The organism is Dactylosporangium sp. CA-152071, assembly GCF_050936335.1.
In the GTDB taxonomy this organism is placed as follows: Bacteria; Actinomycetota; Actinomycetes; order Mycobacteriales; family Micromonosporaceae; genus Dactylosporangium; species Dactylosporangium maewongense.
On record NZ_JBNJMZ010000001.1, the window covers coordinates 5,146,305 to 5,165,743 of the forward strand.

Here is a 19,439-nt window from a genome sequence, read left to right on the forward strand (position 1 = left end):
CCTGTGTCAGAACGCGGCGGCCTTGGCTTCCATCTCGGCCGCGGCCTCCTCGCTGTCGGTCTGCTGCGGCGCCCCGCCCTGCAGCGGCTTGTCCGGCAGCGCGATCGTGATCACCGTGCCGACGAACGCGACGACCGCCGCGGCGAGGAACACCGGGTGCAGCGCGTTGACGAACACGTGCTCGACCGCCTCCAGGACCTGCGGCGGCAGCTTGCGGACCTCGGCCGGCGCGTTGATCGACACGCCCTTCATGCCGCTGTCGCTCATCTGTGCCGCCAGCTTGTTGTTCATCAGCGCGCCGAGCGCGGCGACGCCGACCGAGCCGCCCAGCGACCGGAAGAACGTGGCGGCGCTGGTGCCCGCGCCCATGTCCCGCAGGTCGAGCGCGTTCTGCACGGCGAGGATGAGCGGCTGCATGGCCATGCCGAGGCCGACGCCGATCACGGTCATGTAGATGAACGCCTGCCACAGCGGCGTGTCGACCTGCAGCGTCGTGAACAGCAGCAGCCCCGAGCCCATGATCACGGTGCCGGCGACCGGGAACCACTTGTACCGGCCGATCCCGCTGATGACCCGCCCGGCGACGATCGAGGTCACGATGACGCCCGCCATCATCGGCAGCATCAGCAGGCCCGAGCGCGTCGGCGAAGCACCCTTGACGATCTGCAGGTACAGCGGGACGTAGATGATCGAGCCGAACATCGCGAACCCGAGGATGAAGGTCGCGGTGTTGGCGAGGGAGAACGTCGCCCGCTTGAACAGGCGCAGCGGCAGGATCGGCTCCTCGGCGCGCCCTTCGGCGACGATGAACAGCGCGGTCAGCACCGCACCGCCGGCCAGCAGCCCGAGGATGGTGGGCGAGCCCCACGCGTACTCGTTGCCGCCCCACGACAGCGCGAGCAGCCAGGCGCTGACCGCCGCGACCATGAGCGTGGCGCCCAGGTAGTCGATCCTGTGGTCCCGCCGGACGTGCGGGACGAGGCGCAGCACGCGGCTGCACACGAACAGCGCGAACACGCCCAGCGGCACGTTGATGTAGAAGATCCAGCGCCAGTCCGTCTCGGCGAAGTAGCCGCCGACGAGCGGGCCGGCCACCGAGGAGATGCCGAACACGGCGCCGAAGAGCCCCTGGTACCGGGCGCGCTCCCGCGGCGCGACGACGTCGGACACGATGGTGAACGCGAGCGTCATGAGACCGCCGGCACCGATGCCCTGCAGGGCGCGCGTGGCGATCAGCTGGGTCATGTCCTGCGACAGGCCGGCCAGCAGCGAACCGACCAGGAACGTCGAGATCGCGAACAGCAGGACCGGGCGGCGGCCGTACAGGTCGCTGATCTTGCCGTACAGCGGGGTCGACGCGGTCGAGGCGAGCAGATACGCGGTCACGACCCACGAGTAGTGGTCGAGTCCGCCGAGGTCACCGACGATGGTCGGCAACGCGGTGCCCACGATGGTCTGGTCGAGCGCGGCCAGCAGCATCCCGGTCATGAGACCACCCATCAGCAGCATGATCTGCCGATGGGCGAGTTGCGGCCGGGCCTGTTCCGGCGGCGCGACGGTGGTCATCGAGCGTCCCTTTCGGAGCTTGTTCCTGGCAGCTTCTCGGCCAGCGTCTGGTTCAGTTGCGTGAAAAGGGCGGCGAAGATCTGCCGCTCCTCGGGCGTCCACCCGGCGAGCAGCTCCTGCCACATGGCGAGCCAACGGGCCTTGTTCTCCGCGAACACGTCACGGCCGAGGTCGGTGACCTCCACCAGGCTGGCGCGGCGGTCGGTCGGGTCCGTCGCGCGACGCACCAGCCCCGCCGACTCCAGCGCGGCGACCTGCCGGCTGACCGTGGACAGGTCCAGCGCGACCTCGGTGGCGAGCGCCGACAACCGGAACGGCCCGTCGACCGCGATCCGGCTCAGCAGCACGTACGCGGGGCGCTCCAGCCCACGGCCCGCGTCACTCCACTTGAGCGTGGCGAACAAGCGCTCGGAGAGGCGGATGAACCGCCCCACCTGCCGCCCGATGGCGGCGTGCTCGGCCAGCTCGGCGTCGTCGTCCACGGATCCTCGTCCCTGCGTCGCGATACTTGCTTGCCACAAGCATCGGTTCGCGGGGCAGGGTTCACCAACTCAATAACGGGTGATCCGCGTTACGGCTGGCTTTGCTTCAGTGGCCGGCCTTGTGCTGGCCGCGTTACTCTCGCCCGAACTCGAAGCGGTCCGCCGGGAACGACTTGTCGCCGACGACCAGGACGGGCACGCCGTCGCCGAGGCCGTGCTCCTTCTTCTCCTGCGGGGTGGGCATGCGGGCCCAGACGACCTCGCCCTGGTGCAGCCAGATCCGCTCCCGCGGCGCGTTGGACCGCACGCGGCTGCGGTAGCCCCGCTTGCTCTCCACGAGCCCTTCGCCGCGCAGGTACGCCATGGCGTCGCGGATCGTGTCGCGGCCGACGTCGTACTCCTCGGCAAGGTACTTCTCCGAGGGCAACAGGCTCCCTGGAGCCATCTCACCGCTGTTGATCTTCTGTCGGATCGCGTCCGCGACCTGCAGATAGAGAGCCAGGCCGGAACTCCGGGAGATCATGACCGCGACCATATGAAGGTCTATCGGCAGGAGATATTGTGGCCTTATGGCCATTGGGCTACTATCTGAGTCAGGCGCGGGGCCGGGCTGGGCGGTCCGGTTCCGTGCCACCAGATCAGGGGTGCGGCGCCGTTACCACGACGCTGCGAGCCGCGCGGCGCCGTACCCCACCTTCATGTGCGCAGCCGACCAATCGGAGCCAGCCATGGACGACGACCTCTTCCCCATCGTCACCCTCGACCTGCGCGCCATCCGCGCCGTCCTCACCGAGGACGAAGGCGACCTGATCCTCCTGGTCGACGACGGCGACGTGCAGATCGAGTTCAGCTCCGGCCTCTGCGGCACCTGGGAGCAGGCCATCCTGGGCGCCGAACGCGTCGCCACCGCGGCCACCGACTTCGCCGCCGCACTCCGCCGCGTCCACGCCCCGACCCCCCTCGCCGCCTGACCCACCGGCTGCCTGTGCACCGGACCGGTTCCCCAGAACTCCCTGATCACCAGTCCGCTGCAGAAGCAACCGTTGGGTGTCACGGTCCAGCACTGTCCACCGACCGCCTGCCCGTGCTCCAAGGACAGCAGCGGCCGCCCGGACAGCCACCACGCGACTTCGATCACAAGAAGAAGAACGCGAGCAGGGCAGGGGACGCGCGGCAGATGCGGCGCGCAGGCGCGGAAGCCGCCGCCCCGCGCCGAAGGCGCGCAGTAAGCGCAGCGTGGCCGGCGGTGCGAGCGCAGCGAGCATTGGGGCGCGGGTGAGAATCCCCGCCGGGACCCGCCGCGCAGCGGTGGGGCGGAAGCACAGCACAGCACAGACAGCGCCGCCCGGGCAGCGGGCTCGCCGGGGAGGGCGGGCGGCGCTGCACGGGCGGCGAAGGGGTCTCAGGCGGCCCTGCGGCGCGCCAGGATCTGCAGGAGGCGGCCACCCACGACGAGGAGGACGCCGCCGCCGAGCATCAGGGCCACGTTGTTGCCGGTGACCGGGAGGCCGCCGCCGGCCTGGCCACCGCCGCCGCCGGTACCGCCGCCGCCGTAACCGTCGTCGTCATCGTCGCCGGGGCCGTAGCCGCCGTCGGAGTCGTCGCCGGGGCTCTTGGTGGGGGTGCCGGGGGCCTTGGGGGCCGCGGCGGCCGCCTCGAGGGTGCAGATGCCCAGGTCGACGAGGGCGGTCTTGTCGGCCGGGCCGGAGTCGCCGTGGCCGTAGCCGCCGCTGGACTTCCAGGTGTTGCGGGCGATCAGCTGGACGCGGACGGAGGCGGCCTTGGCGTAGACGCCGGTGGAGCTGAACTGCTTCTCGACCACGCCGAGCTCGACCCGCAGGACCACCACGCCGCGCTTCGAGGGGGCGGTGCTCTCGGTGGAGGCGGCGGCCGGGGCGGCCGTGGAGGAGCCGAGCAGGCCGCCGACGGCGGGGAGGCCGGGCAGGCCGCCGAGCAGGCTGTTGAGGTCGGCGCCGGGCAGGATGGCCGTGGCGCCGCCGACCACGCCGGAGACGGCGGAGGTGATGCCGGTCAGCAGGTCGAGCAGCGGGATGCCGGACAGGATCGGCAGGCCTTCGGTGCGGGCGAGGTCGATGGCGGCCTCGGTGCTCGCGGCGTCGACGGGCACGACCACGTCGACGTGGGACCCGGCGGACGAGACGCGGACCGGGGTCTGGCCGGGGATGGTGACCTCGAGGACGGGGGCGGTGTAGTCGACCGTCTTCTTGCCGCCGGCGAGGACGCGCAGGGTCGGCGGGCTGACGACCCGGACACCGATGGCGGAGGGGCCGTTGTCGAGCAGCTTGAAGTCGGCGATGCCGCCGGTGGCCGTGGCGGAGGCGGCCGGGCGGCTGCCCGAGGAGTCGACGCCCGCGACCGTGGCGCTCTCGACGGCGTTGATGCGCAGCAGCGCGCGGCCGTTGCGGCCCGGCAGGACGGTGATGCCGGCGAGCTTCGCCTCACCGGCGGCCCGCGGGCCGTCGGCACTGGTGCAGCGGCCGGCGTTCTTCCAGGACGCCTGCGCGCGCAGGCCGCCGGTGCCGAGCCGCAGCGCGCCGAGGTCGACGCCGGCGACGTTCACGACGTCGGGCTGGTCTTGGGTCGGGGGCGCCTGCTGGTACGCCCTGGGCCCCAGCACCCCCGCGGGCAGGTCGCCGCTGCTGCGCAGGTAGCGGGAGTCGGCGGCGGCGCGCAGGGTGCCGCCGGCGATGCCGGAGTGGGTGGTGGCGACGCGGAGCTCGGGAAGGACCGTGCCGGACAGGCCGGCGGCGCGCAGGTCGACGCGGCCCAGGGCAAGGGTGTTGCTGGCGGCGGTGGCACCGAAGCCCTCTGGGCAGGCCGCGTCGGCCGGTGCCGCAGCCGCGGGCGCCGCGAACGCGACCGGGCTCAGCGCTCCGACGATCGCCGTTGCGGCGAGGGCGGCGAGGGTCCGGGCTGTTTTTGGGCGTGCGGAAGCAACAGGAGACGTCATGCTTGAGGTCCTCCGAGACCGGGAGTACGGGGGTAGCTCGCCGGGGGGCGTGCCACTGCTGCCCCCAACGAGCCCTTTCCGGCCGGAGTTACGGCCCACTTAGCGGGCTCATCCGCACTAGCAACGACGAAGTAGTTGGAATAGCTACGGGGTACACCAAAAGAGTCAAACTGGACTTTTGACCGATAAAGCCGCAGGCCATATGGAACTGGCAGTGGGCCGCGTTACTGTGCACCCATGGGCATGCTGTGCGCGGTGAGTTTCAATCGCTACGGGCGGCTGTTCTACTTCGACCCCGGCGAGTTCCGCCCGGAGGTGGGCGACCGGGTGCTGGTCCCGACCGACGACGGGCCCGAGGTCGCGGAGTGCGTGTGGGCCGCGCAGTGGGTCAGCGAGGAGACCGAGGGCTTCCCCCGGCTGGTCGCCATGGCCGCCGACGCCGACCTGCGCCGCGACGAGCTGCTGCGCAAGCGCAAGGCCGAGGCGAAGGTCGCCGCGAAGAAGCTGATCCGCGATCACGAGCTGCCGATGAAGGTCGTCGCGGTGGACCACGTGCTGGACAGCACCGGCGGGCAGGGCGCGCGGACCACGATCTACTTCACCGCACCCCACCGGGTGGACTTCCGTTCGCTGGTGCGGGATCTGGGCGCCACCCTGCACTGCCGGGTGGAGCTGCGCCAGCTCTCCGCCCGCGACTCCGCCCGCGTCCAGGGTGGCATCGGCTCGTGCGGGCGCGACCTGTGCTGCGCGACGTTCCTCAACGACTTCGAGCCGGTCACCATCCGGATGGCGAAGGACCAGGACCTGCCGCTCAACCCGCTGCGCATCTCCGGCGCCTGCGGGCGGCTGATGTGCTGCCTCAAGTACGAGCACCCGCTGTACCAGCAGTTCCAGGCCACCGCGCCGGCCGTCGGCACGCGGGTGTCCACGCCGTCGGGCGAGGGCCGGGTCGTCGGGCACAGTGTGCCGCGCGACTCCGTCACCGTGCGGATGGACGCCGACGGGTCCCGCTGCTCGTGCAGCCGCGCCTCCGTGTGCGGATCCCGCCAGGCGTACGAGGAGCGCTACTGAACCGTCACGGTGACGGTGTGCCAGCCGGTCGCCCCGGACGGAAAGGGCGTGGCCCGGTCGGGTGTCTGCAGGGCGCCTGTCTTGTCGGTCGCCCGGACCCGGAGCAGGTGGCTGCCGGGCGTCGCGGCCCAGTCGAGGCGCCACTGCACCCAGGTGTCGTCCGTCGGCGCCGGCAGCAGCGTCGCGGCCTGCCACGGCCCGTCGTCCACCTGCACCTCGACCGCGGCGATCCCGCGCCCCTGCGCCCACGCCACGCCGGCGACGCGGACCGGGCCGGCGGCCGGGTCCAGGCGGGTGAAGGGCAGCGGCCGGTCGATCCGTGAGGCCGTCTTCACCGGGCCCCGCGCCGCCCAGCCCCGCGCCACCCAGTACGCGTCGTACGCCTCGAACGTCGTCAGCTCGATCGACGTCAGCCACTTGCAGGCGCCGGCGTAGCCGTACAGGCCGGGCGTGAGCATCCGCACCGGGAAGCCGTGCTCCAAGGGCAGGGGCTCGCCGTTCATGCCGACGCAGAGCATGGCGTCGCGCCCGTCGAGCACGACCGCCAGCGGCGTCCCGATGGTCATGCCGTCCACCGACCGCGCCACCACCTGGTCCGCGCCGGGCGCCGGCCGGGCCTCCCGCAGCAGGTCCGCCAAGGGTACGCCGAGCCAGCGCGCCGTCCCCACGTACGGCCCGCCGACCTCGTTGGAGACGCAGTTCAGCGTGACGTCCCGCTCGATCAGGGGGCGGCGGAGCAGGTCGTCGAAGGTCAGCTCCAGCGGGCGGCCGACCATGCCCCTGACCCGCAGCCGCCAGCCGGCGACGTCGACGCGGGGCACGGTGAGCGCGGTGTCGACGCGGTAGAAGTCCCGGTTGGCGGTGACGAACCCGGCGCCGGACCCGGCCGGCAGCGGCGGCGCCGGTGAGGCGGGCGCGGGGAGCCGGATCGCGTCCCGGCTGCGCTCGGCGGCGCCGCGACCGGCGGCGCGCACCAGGGCGGCCCCGCCCCCGGCGACGGCGGCCCCGGCGGCGACCAGCCCGGCGGTGGTGAGGAAGCGGCGCCGGCCCATCGGCCGAGCGGACCCGCCGGCATCGGTGGCACCGCTCCGGTCGAGGGGGCGCAGCAGCAGGACCAGCGCGGCCGCCGCGACCACGCCGCCGAGCAGCGACGGCAGGCCGTCCAGCGGACCGGCGGCCGGCCGGCTCGCCGCCGCGGCCGCACCGGCCAGGCCGTAAGCGGATGTACACCATGTCTTCGGAGCGCCCCGGCCGATCGGATTGGTCCCTTTTGCACAAAAACCACGGGCGGGTGACGCGGAACCCGCGCCACCCGCCCGCTGACCTCGACGTGTCAGGCCGGCAGGACACCCCAGGCGAGGGCGCCGCCGATGAACGCCGGCACGGTGGCCGCGTCCGCGAAGGACGTGCCCGCCCCGCGGCTGTAGTCGTTGGCCTCGTTGACCGGCTGCCAGTCGGTGCGGCTGACCCGCAGCTGGATCTCGCCGCTGTTGCCGCCGGGCGCCACGCTGCCACCGGTGAAGGTGACCTCGATGTACGCGTCGGCGCCGTTGACCGCCGACGGCAGGTTCACGACCCGGGTCGCGAGGTTGCCGCAGCCGACGACGGCCCAGTCACACCAGATGGCGTAGCTGCCGCCGTCGCGGGTGAAGTAGTAGCGGACCGCGACGGTGTTCAGCGCGAGCGGCGCGGTGCCGCCGTTGACGACCTGGAGGCCGGGCTTGATCTCCTGGTCGTTCGTCGGGACGCTGTTGTTGCGGTACTGCACCCGCACCACCCCGGTCGGCCCGGCCTGGGTCTTGCCGGTGACGGCGGCGGAGACCGCGGAGGCGTTGCCGGCCGCGTCGACGGCCCGCACGGTGTAGCTGTACGTGGTGTTCGCCGCCAGCCCGGTGTCCGTGAAGGACGTGGTGGCCGACGTGCCGACCTTGACGGCGTTGCGGAAGACGTCGTACCCGGCGACGCTGCCGCTGTTGTCCGTCGAGGCGCTCCACGCCAGCGAGACGCTGCTGGTCGTGGTGCCCGTGACGGCCAGCCCGCCCGGCACCGACGGCGGGGTGGTGTCGACCGGCGTGCTCGACGTGGTGGCGGTGCGGGCGGCCGACGCCGCGGACACGTTGCCGGCCGCGTCGAAGGCCCGCACGGTGTAGCTGTACGTGGTGCTCGGCGTCAGGCCGGTGTCCGTGAAGGACGCGGTGGCCGAGGTGCCGACCTTGGTGGCGCCGCGGTAGATGTCGTACCCGGCGACGGTGCCGCTGTTGTCGGTGGACGCGGTCCAGGTCAGCGAGACGCTCGTGCCGGTGGTGCCGGCGACGGTGAGCCCGGCGGGCACCGACGGCGCGACGGTGTCGGAGACGCCGCCGTAGCGGTCGTTGAGGCTCATGCCGTTGGCGCCGAGCTTGACGTTGTGGTCGAGGCCGACGAACTTGTTCTGGTACTGCCACAACGCGGGCTTCAGCATCGCGTACTTGGCCTCGTCCCACGTCTTCCAGTCGTCCAGCAGCAGGCCGCCGGTGTCGCCGGAGTTGGGGTTGAGCACCCAGAAGGTCTGGCTGATGCGCTTCTCGATGATGGTGTCGCGCAGGGCGTACATCCACCTGTCCTGGCGTGCGTCCTGGCCGAGCCGGCCGCCCCACTCGCCGACGAGCAGCGGCGCGGTGTTCTCGGTGTGGATGTAGAGCCAGTTCGGCTGCCACACGTCGGTGGTCAGCGACGCCTTGTCGAACGGCTTCTGGAACCACGGCTGCTCGTAGACCAGCGGGCCGTAGTCGTGCGGCGAGTAGACGATGTGGTTGCCCAGGTTGACCGGGTAGTTCTTGACGCCGCGCAGGTTGCCGCCCCACCAGTTGCCGTAGTAGTCGGCCTCGGCGGTGGAGGACCAGTTGGTGCCGTTCTTCGGGAAGATCTCGATGCCCTCGCAGAGGATGAGCATGTTGGGGTTCTTCGCGAGGATCCGGTTGCCGGCGACCTGGCAGGTGTTCTTGAAGTTGTCCTGGTCGGTGGAGTTGTCCCACTTCGCCCGCGGCGACTCCGACCACTTGCCGTGCGGCTCGTTCTTGATGTCGGCCGCGACCAGGGTGTCGTCGTTCTTGTACCGGTCGATCACCCACTCCCAGCCCTGGTAGAACAGCTCGGGCGTGATCGAGCCCTTCCACCACACCGGGTAGATGTGGCCGGAGTTGTCGGCCTCGGCGGAGTGCACGTCCAGCATCACCTTGATGCCGTTCTGCTTGCACAGCTGCAGGAAGTAGTCGAAGACCTGCAGCGTGGTCTTGCCGAGCAGCTCGGGGTTGGCGTAGGTGTTGACGCCGCTGGGCACGGCGGCCTGGCCGGCCTTCCACTCCAGCAGCAGCTGGGTCGAGATCGGCACCCGGACGATGTTGATGCCGCGGTCGGCCATCGACTTGGTGATCTCGGTGATGTTGCCGCTCCACAGGCCGTGGAAGACGCGCTCGGTGGCGTTGAAGCCGAACCAGTTGGTGCCGGTCAGCCAGACCTCGTTGCCCTGGCTGTCGACGATCTTGTTGCCGGCGGTGTGCAGCCAGTCCGCGGTGTCGGCGGCGGTGGCGGGGCTCGACGACACGAACGGCGCGAGCGGGACGAGCAGCGCGGCCGCGGCGGCGGCCAGCAACCTGCGATGGAGGCGCATGCTGACGTTCCTTCCAGATGGCGGTCCAGAACAAAACCGGGGCGCCCCCAGCGTGGCGGCGCGTGGGAGCGCTCCCGGTGACGGGTAGCGTAAGCATGTCGACACCGTCGCGAAACAATGGCGAACATCGTTGGCACGCTTGTCCCGCGGCACGCCGGGACCCGCGCAAGGAGGTCCCGGCATTGACCACTGTCCTCATCGCCGACGACAACAGCGTGGTCAGGGCGGTCGTCAGGGAGATGCTCACCGGTGACATCGCGGTCGTCGCGGAGGCGGCCAACGGTGCCGAGGCGCTCGAGCTGGCCCGCCGGCACCGGCCCGACGTGACGCTGCTCGACCACCGCATGCCGGTCCGCGACGGGCTGTCGGTCGTCGGGGCGATCAGCACGCACAGCCGGGTGCTGATGCTGACCCGCAGCGCCGACGACCGCACGGTGCTGGACGCCGTGCGCTCCGGCGCGATCGGGTTCCTGGTGCACGGGCAGTTCGGCCCGGCGGAGCTGCTGCACGCGGTCCGGGCCGTCGCGGGCGGCGAGTCGCACCTGTCGCCGAGCGCCGCGCGGGTCCTGGTCGCCGCCGTGCGTCAGGCGCCGCCGCGGCACGGGCTGTCGCAGCGCGAGGCGGAGGTGATGGATCTGATCGCCCGCGGACTGTCCAATGGGGACATCGCCGCGACCCTGGTCCTTTCATCGAAGACGGTCGAGAACCATGTGAACCGCATCTTCGCCAAGCTCGGCGTCACCGGCCGGGCGGGCGCCATCAGGCGTTGGGACACCTGACTTTCGGGGGACGAGCACCCAAATCCGTTGGGTGCGATCCCCGCGAATCGCTCCTGAGATGCGGAAACGCACCCAGCGGGAGTTTCGGGAAACGTTGCCAACACGCCGCGCCCGTGGTGTCGTGACGGGCATGCGGGTCCTGGTCATCAGCTCCACCGGTAACAGCCTCGCCGAGCTGCTGCGCCCGTGCGCCGGCGCACTGGACGTGCGCCCGCTGCTGCACGTGCTCAACGGCGGGCGGATCGACGCCGATCTCGTCGTGCTGCACACGCACGCGCCGATCCGCGAGCTGACCGCGCTCGCCACGCTGCCGCCGCCGCGCCCGCCGGTGCTGGTCGTCGCCTTCGCGGTGGTGCCCGGCGACGTGGTGCCGATGCTGCGGGCCGGCGCGCGCAGCCTGCTGGTCGAGGGCCAGTACACCCGGGCGGACCTGCTCGACGCGGCCCGCGCGACCGCCGACGGGCACAGCCGGCTCTCGCCGGTGCCACTGTCCATCGTGGTCGATCACGTGCAGCACCGCACCGCCGACCGGGCGCCGGCGCTGCTGCACCAGCCGCTGACCCGCCGCGAGCACGAGATCATGGAGCTGATCGCGGCCGGCGAGCCCAACGCGGCCATCGCCACGCGCCTCGACCTGGCCGAGAAGACGGTCCGCAACCGGGTCAGCCAGATCTACCTGAAGCTGCGCGTCAACAACCGCACCGAGGCGATCGTGCAGTGGCTCAGCCGCACCGAACGCCGTTCAGGGTGAAGACGGTCGGCGCCGGGTTTGCCCCCTGCCAGGTGCCCTGCAGCCCGAACGTGACGGTGCCGCCCGCGGGCACGGTCGGCTTGACCCCGCCGTCCTCGACCACGACCGCCGGGCCCGTCTGGGTGGCGATCGCGCCCCAGTAGCTGATCAGCTGCTGACCCGACGAGAACTGGAACCGCAGCGACCAGCCGTCGATCGTCCGCGTGCCGGTGTTGGTGAGGACCACGTCGGCGACGAAGCCCGGGTTCCACTCGTTGCGTTTCGAATACCGCACCGTGCAGGCGTTCGCGGCGTCGGTCCCGGTGGGCGGTCCGGCGACCGGCGGTGACGGCTGGCCGGAGGCGCCGCCCGGCGAGGCCTTCGGCGACTTCGTGACGGCCGGTGCGGCGCCCGGCGACGCCCCCGCCGGCGACCCGGACGGCACACCGCCCGGCCCGGTGGGCGTCTGTCCACCCGGGACGGACGGCCCGTCACCCGCGGGCAGGGCGCCGGTGGACGCCCCGGCTACGCGCTCACCAGGCTGGTCCGCGGCTTCGCCGAACGGCGGCACCCCGGTGAACGGCAGGATCAGCGCCACCGGCAGAGCCACCGCGGCGGCGCCGACGAGCAGCCGCAGCCGGCGCGACGGCGGCGCCGCGGGCGTCGCGGGCTCGGCGGGGACGACCGCGGTGACCCGGCTGCCGCCGCCGGGCCGGGACCACACGGTCAGCGTCCCGCCGCACAGCCGGGCCCGCTCCTGCATGCCGACGAGGCCGTGGCTGCCCGCCCGCTGCAGCAGGCTCAGGTCGTCGGGCACGGCGAAGCCGGCGCCGTCGTCGCGGACCTCGAGGGTCACCTCGCCGCCGGCCCGGGTCAGCGTCACCGCGACCAGCTCCGCCCCCGCGTGCGCGGCCACGTTGCGCAGGGCCTCACGCAGGATCCAGCACAGCTCGATGCCGACCTCGGGGGCGGCGTCGACGTCGGCGTTGTGCAGGATGACGCCGACGCCACTGGTCACCGACCACTCCCGCCCGATCGCGGCGACGACGTCGGACAGCGGCGCGTCGGCCGGGTTGGACCGCAGCTCGTCGATGAGCACCCGGGCGTCGCGGGCCGCGTCGAGCGATCCGTCGCGCAGCGTCGCCGCCAGCCGGCTGGCCCGGTCGGGCTCGGCGAGCGTGCCCGGCAGCGCGGCCGCGCCGAGGGCGATCGCGTCGAGCGTCTTGCTCAGCGAGTCGTGCATCTCCCGGGCGAGCCGGGCGCGCTCGGCGGCCGCGGCGGCGGCCCGGGCCTCGATCCGCATCCGCTCGCCGCGCGCCGCCCACGCCCGCCGCACCCGCATGGCGAGCACCGGCAGCAGCCCGGCGGCGGCGACGGCCGCGACGGCGACGACCGGGTGCGGCTCCGGCGCGGCGGCCACGGCGCCCGTACCGTCGCCGGAGCCCGAACCCGGAAGCAGCCACAGCAGCAGGACCGCCGCCGGCAGCCAGATCGCCGCGGCGGCGAGGCCGAGCAGGGTGCCCCCGACGGCCGCGGCCACCGCCAGGGGAAGCGTCGCGAGCCCCCCGGGGAGGGCGCCGGCCACCCCGAGCACGACCGCTCCCGTGGCGGTGAGGAGTGCGACGGCCGCACGAAGGCGCACTGAGTCACGCATGGTGCGACGAGTATCACTCGCAGCGCGGCAACCCGCTACTGTCCCGTGGGAGCGCTGTCACCGGGGCGTCGCGACCGCCGGCAGCTGGCGCTCCAGCTCGGCGGCGGGGACGGGGCCGGAGAAGTAGATGCCCTGGGCCTTCTCGCAGCCCAGCAGGGTCAGCTCGCGCGCCTGGGCCTCGCCCTCGACGCCCTCGGCGACGGTGTCCAGGTGCAGCATCTGCCCGAGCCGCAGCACCGCCTGCGCGACCGCCGAGCCCTTCGACGTGCCGTCGAGCTCGGCGACGAAGCAGCTGTCGAGCTTGAGCGCGTCGACCGGCAGGCGGGTCAGGTAGCGCAGCGACGAGTACCCGGTGCCGAAGTCGTCCAGCGCGACCCGGATCCCGGCCGTGGTCAGCGCCTCCAGCTGCGCGATCGGGTCGGCCTCGGCGGTGTGCCCGGCACCGTCGGCGGCGCCGCCGACGACCGCGCTCTCAGGCACCTCCAGCACCAGGTGACCGGGGAAGAACCCGGCCCGGTCGAGGATCTCCAGCACCTCGCCGGTGAAGCCCTGGTTGTCCAGCTGACGGGGCGAGATGTTGACGTTGAGCTGGAGCGACGGCACCCGCCGCTGCCACGCCTTCGCCTGCGCGCAGGCCTGCTCCAGCACCCAGCGGCCCAGGTCCTCGATCACGCCGGCGCGCTCGGCGAGCGGCACGAACCTCTCCGGGACGAGCAGCCCGTGCCTGGGGTGCTCCCAGCGGACGAGCGCCTCCACGCCGGCGATCTCGCGGTGCGGGAGGGCGACGATCGGCTGGTACAGCAGCCGCAGCTGGCCACCGGCGATCGCGCCGCGCAGCTCGTGCTCCAGCGACAGCTCGGCCTCGTCGGTCAGGCTGCGGTCCCAGCACTGCCAGCGGGTGCCGCCATCCCGTCGCTTCGCCTGGTGCATGGCGAGGTCGGCACGGTGCAGCAGCTCGTCGGCCGTGCACTCGCCGGGCCCGCCGACGGCGACGCCGATGCTCGCCGACGCGCGCAGCGTCTGGTCGCCGAACGGGATCGGCTGCTCCGTCGCGGCCGCGATCCGCCGGGCGACGGCGACGGCGTGGTCGACCCGGCCGATGTCGTGCAGCACCGCGGCGAACTCGTCGCCGCCGAGCCGGCCGACCAGGTCGCCGCCGAGCACGCTGCGGCGCATCATCTCGCCGAACTCGACCAGCAGCCGGTCGCCCGCCTCGTGCCCGAGGGCGTCGTTGACCTGCTTGAAGCCGTTCAGGTCGAGCAGCAGCACGGCGGTGCTCCCGCCCGTCCGCCCGCCGCGGGCGAGGGCGCGGCCGAGGGCCTCGTGGACGCGGGACCGGTTCGCCAGCCCGGTGAGCCCGTCGGTGACCGCCATCTCGCGGCTCTCCTGCTGCACGAGCGCCTGGCGCAGCATGACCAGCCCGGTGATGCCGGCCGCGCCGGCGACGAGCCCGGCCCACGGGTGCGCCTGCCCCTGCCGGACCGCGGCGAGCACCAGCAGCGCGTAGCCGACGCCGATCCCGGCGTACGGCAGCAGCCGCGTCCTGCCGGGCCGCGCCGCGCCGCGATCGACGGACCGCCGGGTCGCCCGGCGGTTCTGCTCGACGGCGGCGGCCGCCAGCAGGAACAGGGTCGTGCTCCAGCAGGCGAGCTGCCAGGCGGTGCGCCCGACCTGGTCGGCGTGGGCCCGCAGGTGGCCGAGGTGGCCGTCGCCCACGGTGTACACGAGCATCCCGGCGGCCACGATGCCCAGCGGGCGGCGCGACGTCGGGTCGGCGCCGCGCAGGAGCACCATGACGAGCCCGGACAGCAGGGCGAGGTCGGCGGCGGGGCGGGCGGCCGCGGCGACGACCGTGCCGGTCGAGGCGCCCTTCGCCGCGATGTACGGCCCGACCACGAAGTACCACATCGTCGTGGCGGCGCCGGCGACGACGATGGCCGCGTCGAGGACGTGCTTGTGGCGCTCGCCGCGGGCCTCCGGGAGCAACGGGAACGCCCGCACCGCGAACAGCAGCACCAGCACGAACGCCAGGTGCGCCGCGTCGCCGGGCGACGGGAAGGGCCCCGTGTCGGTGACGGTGGCGACGACCGGCACGCCGAGCGCGAGCCCGTAGCCGAAGGCCATGAAGCGCCAGGCGCGCCGGGTCCGCTGGTCGAGCCAGTCGTGGCGGGCCGCGCACACGGCGCAGACCAGGCCGATCACGCCGGACACGAGGATGCCGGCGACGGTGAGCGCGCCGGCCGTGGCGACGATGCCGGCGACGGTGAGCGCGTACAGGCCGCCGAGCACCCAGAGCACGGCCGCCCAGCGCCGCGTCCGCCGGTCCGCTCCCACCGCCCTGGCAACCTCCGCCCGACACCGTCGTCAACCACCCATTCGGCGGCGGAGGGCCGCGGCTGAGCCAAACGGCCCGCTCGTCGCGGCTGCCGTTCAGGATCGGTCCCGACCTCAGGCGGCGACCACCTCGAACACGACCGCCTGCTGCGGGGCCAGCAGCGGCGCCGGCAGGCCCACCTCCGCCAGCAGCCGGCCCGGCAGGGTGATCCCGCCGTCGAGCAGCCACGCGGGCGGCCGGTCCTGCACGGTCCTGGGCGGGCCGCCGAGGGGCAGCGGCCGCACGGTGTACCGGCGGTCCGGGTCGAGCCCCGCGAACCGGACCGGGGGCGGGATCGCGGCGCCGGAGGCCCGCAGGGTCACCAGGGCGTACACGGCGGCGCCGCGATCGGCCGCGACCACGCCGTGCACGAGCCGGTCGGGGTCGTCGCCGCCGGAGCGGACCACCGTCCCGGTGTGCAGCAGCGGCCGGAGCCGCCGGTAGCAGCGCACCCACTCGGCGACCTCCAGCCGCTGCTCCCCGGACGCGGTGGTGAGGTCCCACTCGATGCCGGCGTGGCCGAACAGCGCGGTGGCCAGCCGGAGGCTCAGGTCGCTGGTGCGCCCCGTGACGTGCGCCGCCGGCGCGCCGACGTGCGAGCCGAGGTGCTCCGGCGGCACGAGGACGCCGGTCCAGCGCTGGATGCGCTGCCGCTCGAGGGGGTCGTTGCTGTCGGAGGTCCAGAACCGGTCGACGAGGTCGAGCACGCCGAGGTCGACGCGGGCGCCGCCGGACGCGCAGCTCTCCACCTCGACGTGCGGGAACCGCCCGCGCAGCTCGGCCAGCAGGCGGTAGAGCGCGGTGGTCTGCCGGTGCGCGGCGCCTTCCTGCAGCAGGTCCCGGTTGTGGTCCCACTTCAGGTAGGCGATCGGGTATTCCCGCAGCAGCGCGGTGAGGCCCTCCAGGACGTGCTCGTAGGCGCCGGACGACAGGTCGAGGACCCGCTGGTGCCGCCAGGTCGCCGCGCCGGGCGGGCCGAGCAGCCAGTCCGGGTGGGCCCGCGCGAGGTCCGAGTCCGGGGAGACCATCTCCGGCTCGACCCACAGCCCGAAGTCCATGCCGCGGGCGTGCACCGCCGCCACGAGCGGGTGCAGCCCGTGCGGCCAGCGGTCCGCGTCGACGGTCCAGTCCCCCAGCGCCCGCCGGTCGTCGGTCCGCCCGGTGAACCAGCCGTCGTCGAGGACGAAGCGCTCGACGCCCGCGTCCGCCGCCGCGTCGACGAGGCCCCGCAGGCGCTCCATGCTCTGGTCGAAGTAGACCGCCTCCCAGGTGTTCAGCACCACCGGACGCGGCGGGACCGGGCCCCGGCGTGCGCGGACCCAGCCGTGCAGGCGCTCGGAGAGGCCGTCGATCCCGGTCGCCGACCAGGCCGCCACCGTCCACGGCGAGGTGTAGGACCCGCCGGGCGGGAGCAGGATCTCGCCGGGGTCGAGCAGCTCGCCCGCGCCGAGCACCGAGCGGCCCAGCGGCTGCCGCTCGGCCCACAGCCGCTTGTCGCCGCTCCACGCGAGGTGCACGGCCCAGACCTCGCCGGCGCGGAAGTCGAAGCCGGGGACGCCGAGCATCATGAGGAACGGGTCGTCGTGCCCGGGGCGGCCGTGCCGGGTCTCGCGGCTCCAGGCGCCGTCGCGCAGCGGGGCCCGCTGCGGCCGCCGCTCGTAGGCCCACACGCCGCTGAAGTCGAGGATCTCCGCGGCCCGCGCGGGCACCGGCAGCACGACGTCGAGCGCGTCGAGCAGGAACGGGCCGGTGCCGTGGTTCGTCAGGGTGTGCCGCATCCGCAGGACGCCCTGCGGCGACAGCGAGACCTCGCCGGCGACCTGGAGCAGCCCGTCGGCCGAGCGCAGGTCCGCCACGACGGCGCCGGAGGAGGGGCGTTCGACGCCGGCGAGCCGCCACGCGGGGCGGGCCGGGCCCGCCGCCCAGGAGCCGCGCACGGCCGGGCGGCCCGTCCAGCCCTCCGCCAGCGCCGGCAGCGTCGACAGCCGCAGGGGCTCGTCCAGGGAGCTGGGTGGCACCGCGGGGACCGCCGCGCCGGCCAGCGCCGCCAGGTCGGCGTCGGTCAGGTCGCCCAGCGCGGCGCCCCAGTGCAGGATCGCGGGCGGCCGCGGGCCGCGGGCGTCCAGCACCAGGCTGGTGCCCGCGGCCTGGAGATGGATCAGCAACGCTGTCACCCCTCCATCATCGACCGCGGGGTGTCGAGCAGGTCCCCCGTTGCATCCCTGCTCGACACCCCCGTCGTGTGGCGCCTCCCGGCCCGACCACCGCCGGGAAGCGCGGGCGCGCCGGCCCGGAAGCCGGCGCGCCCCCTGTATCAGGACTGGACGTTGACGATCTCGCGGCCCGTGTTGGCGTAGAAGTACTGGTAGCCGGGGCTGTGGACCTGGATCTCGCCGAGGGCGTACGCGTCGCCCACCTTGAACGGTGCCGGCGAGGCCGTCACCGGGACCTTGACCTTCTGGGTGTAGCCGGTGCAGGTGATCTCGGACGTACGGTTCGAGCCACCGGTGGTGATGTTGCCGACGGCCTGGGTGACGCTGACGTAACCGGTGAAGAGCCAGCCGGCCGGGCAGCTGACGTTCAGGGTCACGACGGTGGCCGCGCCATTCGCCTTCAGCTGGGCCTGCTTGGCGATCTTCACCGTGCCGTGGCCCGGCGACTCGGACTGGAGGTTGACGGCCGCGCCGGCCGGGACGGCGAACGCGAGCACCCCGCCGACCGCGAGCGCGGCGACGCCGAGCTTGGACTTGGTGACCTTCATGATGTTTCCTCCCCGTTGGGTGGTGGTGCGGACTCTTCGCCGTGGGAGGGACCCGCGATGCCCACCAGGACACCGACGAGCAGCGGGACGACCGCCAGCTCCCACAGGAAGTCAAAGGCGCTGTGCAGCGCGAGCGCGGCGATGGCGGCGACCGCCCCGGCCCACAGCGGGATGGGCACGCCGGCACGCCGGCCGGCGCGGACGTGCAGGATCAGGGCCGCGACGAACGCGAGCAGCAGCACGAGGCCGATCGCGCCCAGGTCGACGAGCCACTGCAGGTATTCGTTGTGGACCCACCGGCTCACGACCAGCTGGCCGGTGTGGTCGATCCAGAAGTACCGCCCCTGCCCCGGGCCGCTGCCGGCCAGCGGGTGGGCGGCGACCAGGTCCAGCGCCGAGGACGTGGCCCCGGACCGCCCGCGGGAGGCGAGGGTCGCCCGCCGGGCGAGCAGCGCGTCGAGCCCCGCCACGTGCCGCAGGCCCAGCAGCGCCGCGACCGCCAGCACCGCGCCGGCGCCCAGCAGCACGAAGGCGGGCAGCCGCGGCAGGACCAGCGCCACGACGGCGCCGGCGACCAGGCCGCCGACCGCGAGCAGCGGCCGCGGCGACGCGTCCGCCGGGAACGACGGGATGAGCGCCGCCAGGGCCACCCCCGCGCCCAGCAGGGCCGGGACGGCGTGCCGGAGCACGGTTCGTACACCGGCGGCGGCGGCGAGCACGACCAGCCCGGCGGCGAACGCGAGCGCACCCGCCCGGCTCAGCGTCGCGGCCAGCCCCACCTGCGTGAGATAGACGGCGCAGGGCCGCCACCAGACGTTTGGATCGTCGACCGCCAGTGCCAGCGCCAGCAGCGCGGCGGCCGCGAGGACCGCCGCCGCGGCGTTGGAGTAGGTCAGCGTGGACGCGGCGCGCCACATCGTCGACTCGACCAGCACCGACCAGCGCTCCAGCCGCCACGCGACACCGGCCCAGCCGGTCACCGCGACCAGCGTGCCGAGCCCGACCAGGCCCGACATGAGCCACTGCCGGGCGGCCGGGCCGGTCAGGCGCACCGCCGCGAGCGCCGCGACGAGCGTGGCCAGGCTCGCCGCGACCGCGGCCACGACCGGCAGCCCGCCGCTCACGACGCCCCGCAGCAGCGCCCACGCGACGACGGCACCGGCGGTGCCGAGGATCGCGACCAGCCCCGTGAGCAGGTCCCGCCGGGCGTGCAGCGCGAGGCCGAACGCGACCGCGGCCAGCACGGTCACCAGCGTCCTGCCCGGCAGGTAGAAGCCACCCTGAGCGACGACGCCGGCGGTCGCCGCGGCGACCAGAGCGATGTGAGACAGGACCGGATCCTGTTTGTGCACAAGCGTTTCCACCAGCACCACCCTTCCCCGTCAGGGTGCCCGTGGCGGAA

At 73.7% G+C, this 19,439-nt stretch carries 15 protein-coding genes; 4 read left to right on the forward strand and 11 right to left on the reverse strand.

Features of this window, described 5'->3' with window-relative positions; translation table 11 throughout:
• Positions 1–6: 6 nt before the first annotated feature.
• From ACQEVZ_RS23060 to ACQEVZ_RS23070, 3 genes are all read right to left on the reverse strand, one after another.
• Positions 7–1,566 (reverse strand): MDR family MFS transporter, encoded by a 1,560-nt coding sequence (locus tag ACQEVZ_RS23060; RefSeq protein WP_354901092.1) that lies wholly within the window; start codon positions 1,564–1,566, stop codon positions 7–9.
• A complete protein-coding gene (locus tag ACQEVZ_RS23065; protein WP_344511456.1) occupies positions 1,563–2,048 on the reverse strand; it encodes a MarR family winged helix-turn-helix transcriptional regulator in 486 nt (161 codons plus the stop codon). Before ACQEVZ_RS23065 ends, ACQEVZ_RS23060 begins: the two co-directional genes overlap by 4 nt.
• Positions 2,049–2,181: 133 nt before the next feature.
• Complete coding sequence (locus ACQEVZ_RS23070; RefSeq protein ID WP_344511454.1) at positions 2,182–2,571, reverse strand: GntR family transcriptional regulator; 390 nt, start codon at positions 2,569–2,571, stop codon at positions 2,182–2,184.
• A gap of 205 nt (positions 2,572–2,776) precedes the next feature.
• Here ACQEVZ_RS23070 and ACQEVZ_RS23075 point away from each other — a divergent pair, with 205 nt between their 5' ends.
• The gene (locus ACQEVZ_RS23075) at positions 2,777–3,019 is read left to right on the forward strand and encodes a hypothetical protein (RefSeq protein ID WP_354901094.1); all 243 of its coding nucleotides are present in this window, start codon (positions 2,777–2,779) and stop codon (positions 3,017–3,019) included.
• A 431-nt stretch (positions 3,020–3,450) separates the two neighbouring features.
• On the opposite strand, the gene ACQEVZ_RS23080 is transcribed toward ACQEVZ_RS23075, so the two are convergent.
• On the reverse strand, positions 3,451–5,019 hold the full coding sequence (locus tag ACQEVZ_RS23080) for a hypothetical protein (protein ID WP_433369749.1): 1,569 nt from the start codon (positions 5,017–5,019) through the stop codon (positions 3,451–3,453).
• Between the two features lie 237 nt (positions 5,020–5,256).
• Here ACQEVZ_RS23080 and ACQEVZ_RS23085 point away from each other — a divergent pair, with 237 nt between their 5' ends.
• Positions 5,257–6,090, forward strand: coding sequence for a PSP1 domain-containing protein (locus tag ACQEVZ_RS23085; RefSeq protein WP_344511448.1), 834 nt, complete (start codon positions 5,257–5,259; stop codon positions 6,088–6,090).
• Here ACQEVZ_RS23085 and ACQEVZ_RS23090 read toward each other — a convergent pair.
• Together ACQEVZ_RS23090 and ACQEVZ_RS23095 are read right to left on the reverse strand one after the other, a co-directional pair.
• The gene (locus ACQEVZ_RS23090) at positions 6,084–7,226 is read right to left on the reverse strand and encodes a molybdopterin-dependent oxidoreductase (RefSeq protein WP_433369753.1); all 1,143 of its coding nucleotides are present in this window, start codon (positions 7,224–7,226) and stop codon (positions 6,084–6,086) included. The genes ACQEVZ_RS23085 and ACQEVZ_RS23090 overlap by 7 nt on opposite strands.
• Before the next feature lie 197 nt (positions 7,227–7,423).
• Positions 7,424–9,739, reverse strand: a complete 2,316-nt coding sequence (locus ACQEVZ_RS23095; RefSeq protein WP_433369756.1) for a cellulase family glycosylhydrolase — start codon at positions 9,737–9,739, stop codon at positions 7,424–7,426.
• Between the two features lie 182 nt (positions 9,740–9,921).
• Here ACQEVZ_RS23095 and ACQEVZ_RS23100 point away from each other — a divergent pair, with 182 nt between their 5' ends.
• Positions 9,922–10,518: a response regulator gene (locus tag ACQEVZ_RS23100; RefSeq protein WP_433369759.1), complete on the forward strand. Its 597-nt coding sequence runs from the start codon at positions 9,922–9,924 to the stop codon at positions 10,516–10,518.
• A 130-nt stretch (positions 10,519–10,648) separates the two neighbouring features.
• Complete coding sequence (locus ACQEVZ_RS23105; RefSeq protein WP_344511440.1) at positions 10,649–11,269, forward strand: LuxR C-terminal-related transcriptional regulator; 621 nt, start codon at positions 10,649–10,651, stop codon at positions 11,267–11,269.
• Here the strand turns inward: ACQEVZ_RS23105 and ACQEVZ_RS23110 are convergent.
• The 5 genes from ACQEVZ_RS23110 to ACQEVZ_RS23130 form a co-directional block, all read right to left on the reverse strand.
• Positions 11,241–12,902 (reverse strand): cellulose binding domain-containing protein, encoded by a 1,662-nt coding sequence (locus ACQEVZ_RS23110; RefSeq protein ID WP_433369763.1) that lies wholly within the window; start codon positions 12,900–12,902, stop codon positions 11,241–11,243. The genes ACQEVZ_RS23105 and ACQEVZ_RS23110 overlap by 29 nt on opposite strands.
• A 57-nt stretch (positions 12,903–12,959) precedes the next feature.
• A complete protein-coding gene (locus ACQEVZ_RS23115) occupies positions 12,960–15,236 on the reverse strand; it encodes a putative bifunctional diguanylate cyclase/phosphodiesterase (RefSeq protein ID WP_433369766.1) in 2,277 nt (758 codons plus the stop codon).
• Between the two features lie 114 nt (positions 15,237–15,350).
• Positions 15,351–17,450 carry an alpha-galactosidase gene (locus tag ACQEVZ_RS23120; RefSeq protein WP_433369769.1) on the reverse strand — a complete coding sequence of 700 codons (2,100 nt, stop codon included), beginning with the start codon at positions 17,448–17,450 and terminating at the stop codon, positions 15,351–15,353.
• A gap of 140 nt (positions 17,451–17,590) precedes the next feature.
• Entirely contained in the window at positions 17,591–18,037 is a 447-nt protein-coding gene (locus ACQEVZ_RS23125) for a hypothetical protein (protein WP_344511432.1), read from the reverse strand.
• Positions 18,034–19,401, reverse strand: coding sequence for an O-antigen ligase family protein (locus ACQEVZ_RS23130; protein WP_433369772.1), 1,368 nt, complete (start codon positions 19,399–19,401; stop codon positions 18,034–18,036). Before ACQEVZ_RS23130 ends, ACQEVZ_RS23125 begins: the two co-directional genes overlap by 4 nt.
• Between the last annotated feature and the right edge of the window lie 38 nt (positions 19,402–19,439).

Coding starts and splice junctions, on each gene's coding strand:
- ACQEVZ_RS23080 (WP_433369749.1), bottom strand. CDS start 5,019: ATGACGTCTCCTGTTGCTTCCGCACGCCCAAAAACAGCCCGGACCCTC.
- ACQEVZ_RS23060 (WP_354901092.1), bottom strand. CDS start 1,566: ATGACCACCGTCGCGCCGCCGGAACAGGCCCGGCCGCAACTCGCCCAT.
- ACQEVZ_RS23085 (WP_344511448.1), top strand. CDS start 5,257: ATGGGCATGCTGTGCGCGGTGAGTTTCAATCGCTACGGGCGGCTGTTC.
- ACQEVZ_RS23075 (WP_354901094.1), top strand. CDS start 2,777: ATGGACGACGACCTCTTCCCCATCGTCACCCTCGACCTGCGCGCCATC.
- ACQEVZ_RS23110 (WP_433369763.1), bottom strand. CDS start 12,902: ATGCGTGACTCAGTGCGCCTTCGTGCGGCCGTCGCACTCCTCACCGCC.
- ACQEVZ_RS23125 (WP_344511432.1), bottom strand. CDS start 18,037: ATGAAGGTCACCAAGTCCAAGCTCGGCGTCGCCGCGCTCGCGGTCGGC.
- ACQEVZ_RS23105 (WP_344511440.1), top strand. CDS start 10,649: ATGCGGGTCCTGGTCATCAGCTCCACCGGTAACAGCCTCGCCGAGCTG.
- ACQEVZ_RS23070 (WP_344511454.1), bottom strand. CDS start 2,571: ATGATCTCCCGGAGTTCCGGCCTGGCTCTCTATCTGCAGGTCGCGGAC.
- ACQEVZ_RS23095 (WP_433369756.1), bottom strand. CDS start 9,739: ATGCGCCTCCATCGCAGGTTGCTGGCCGCCGCCGCGGCCGCGCTGCTC.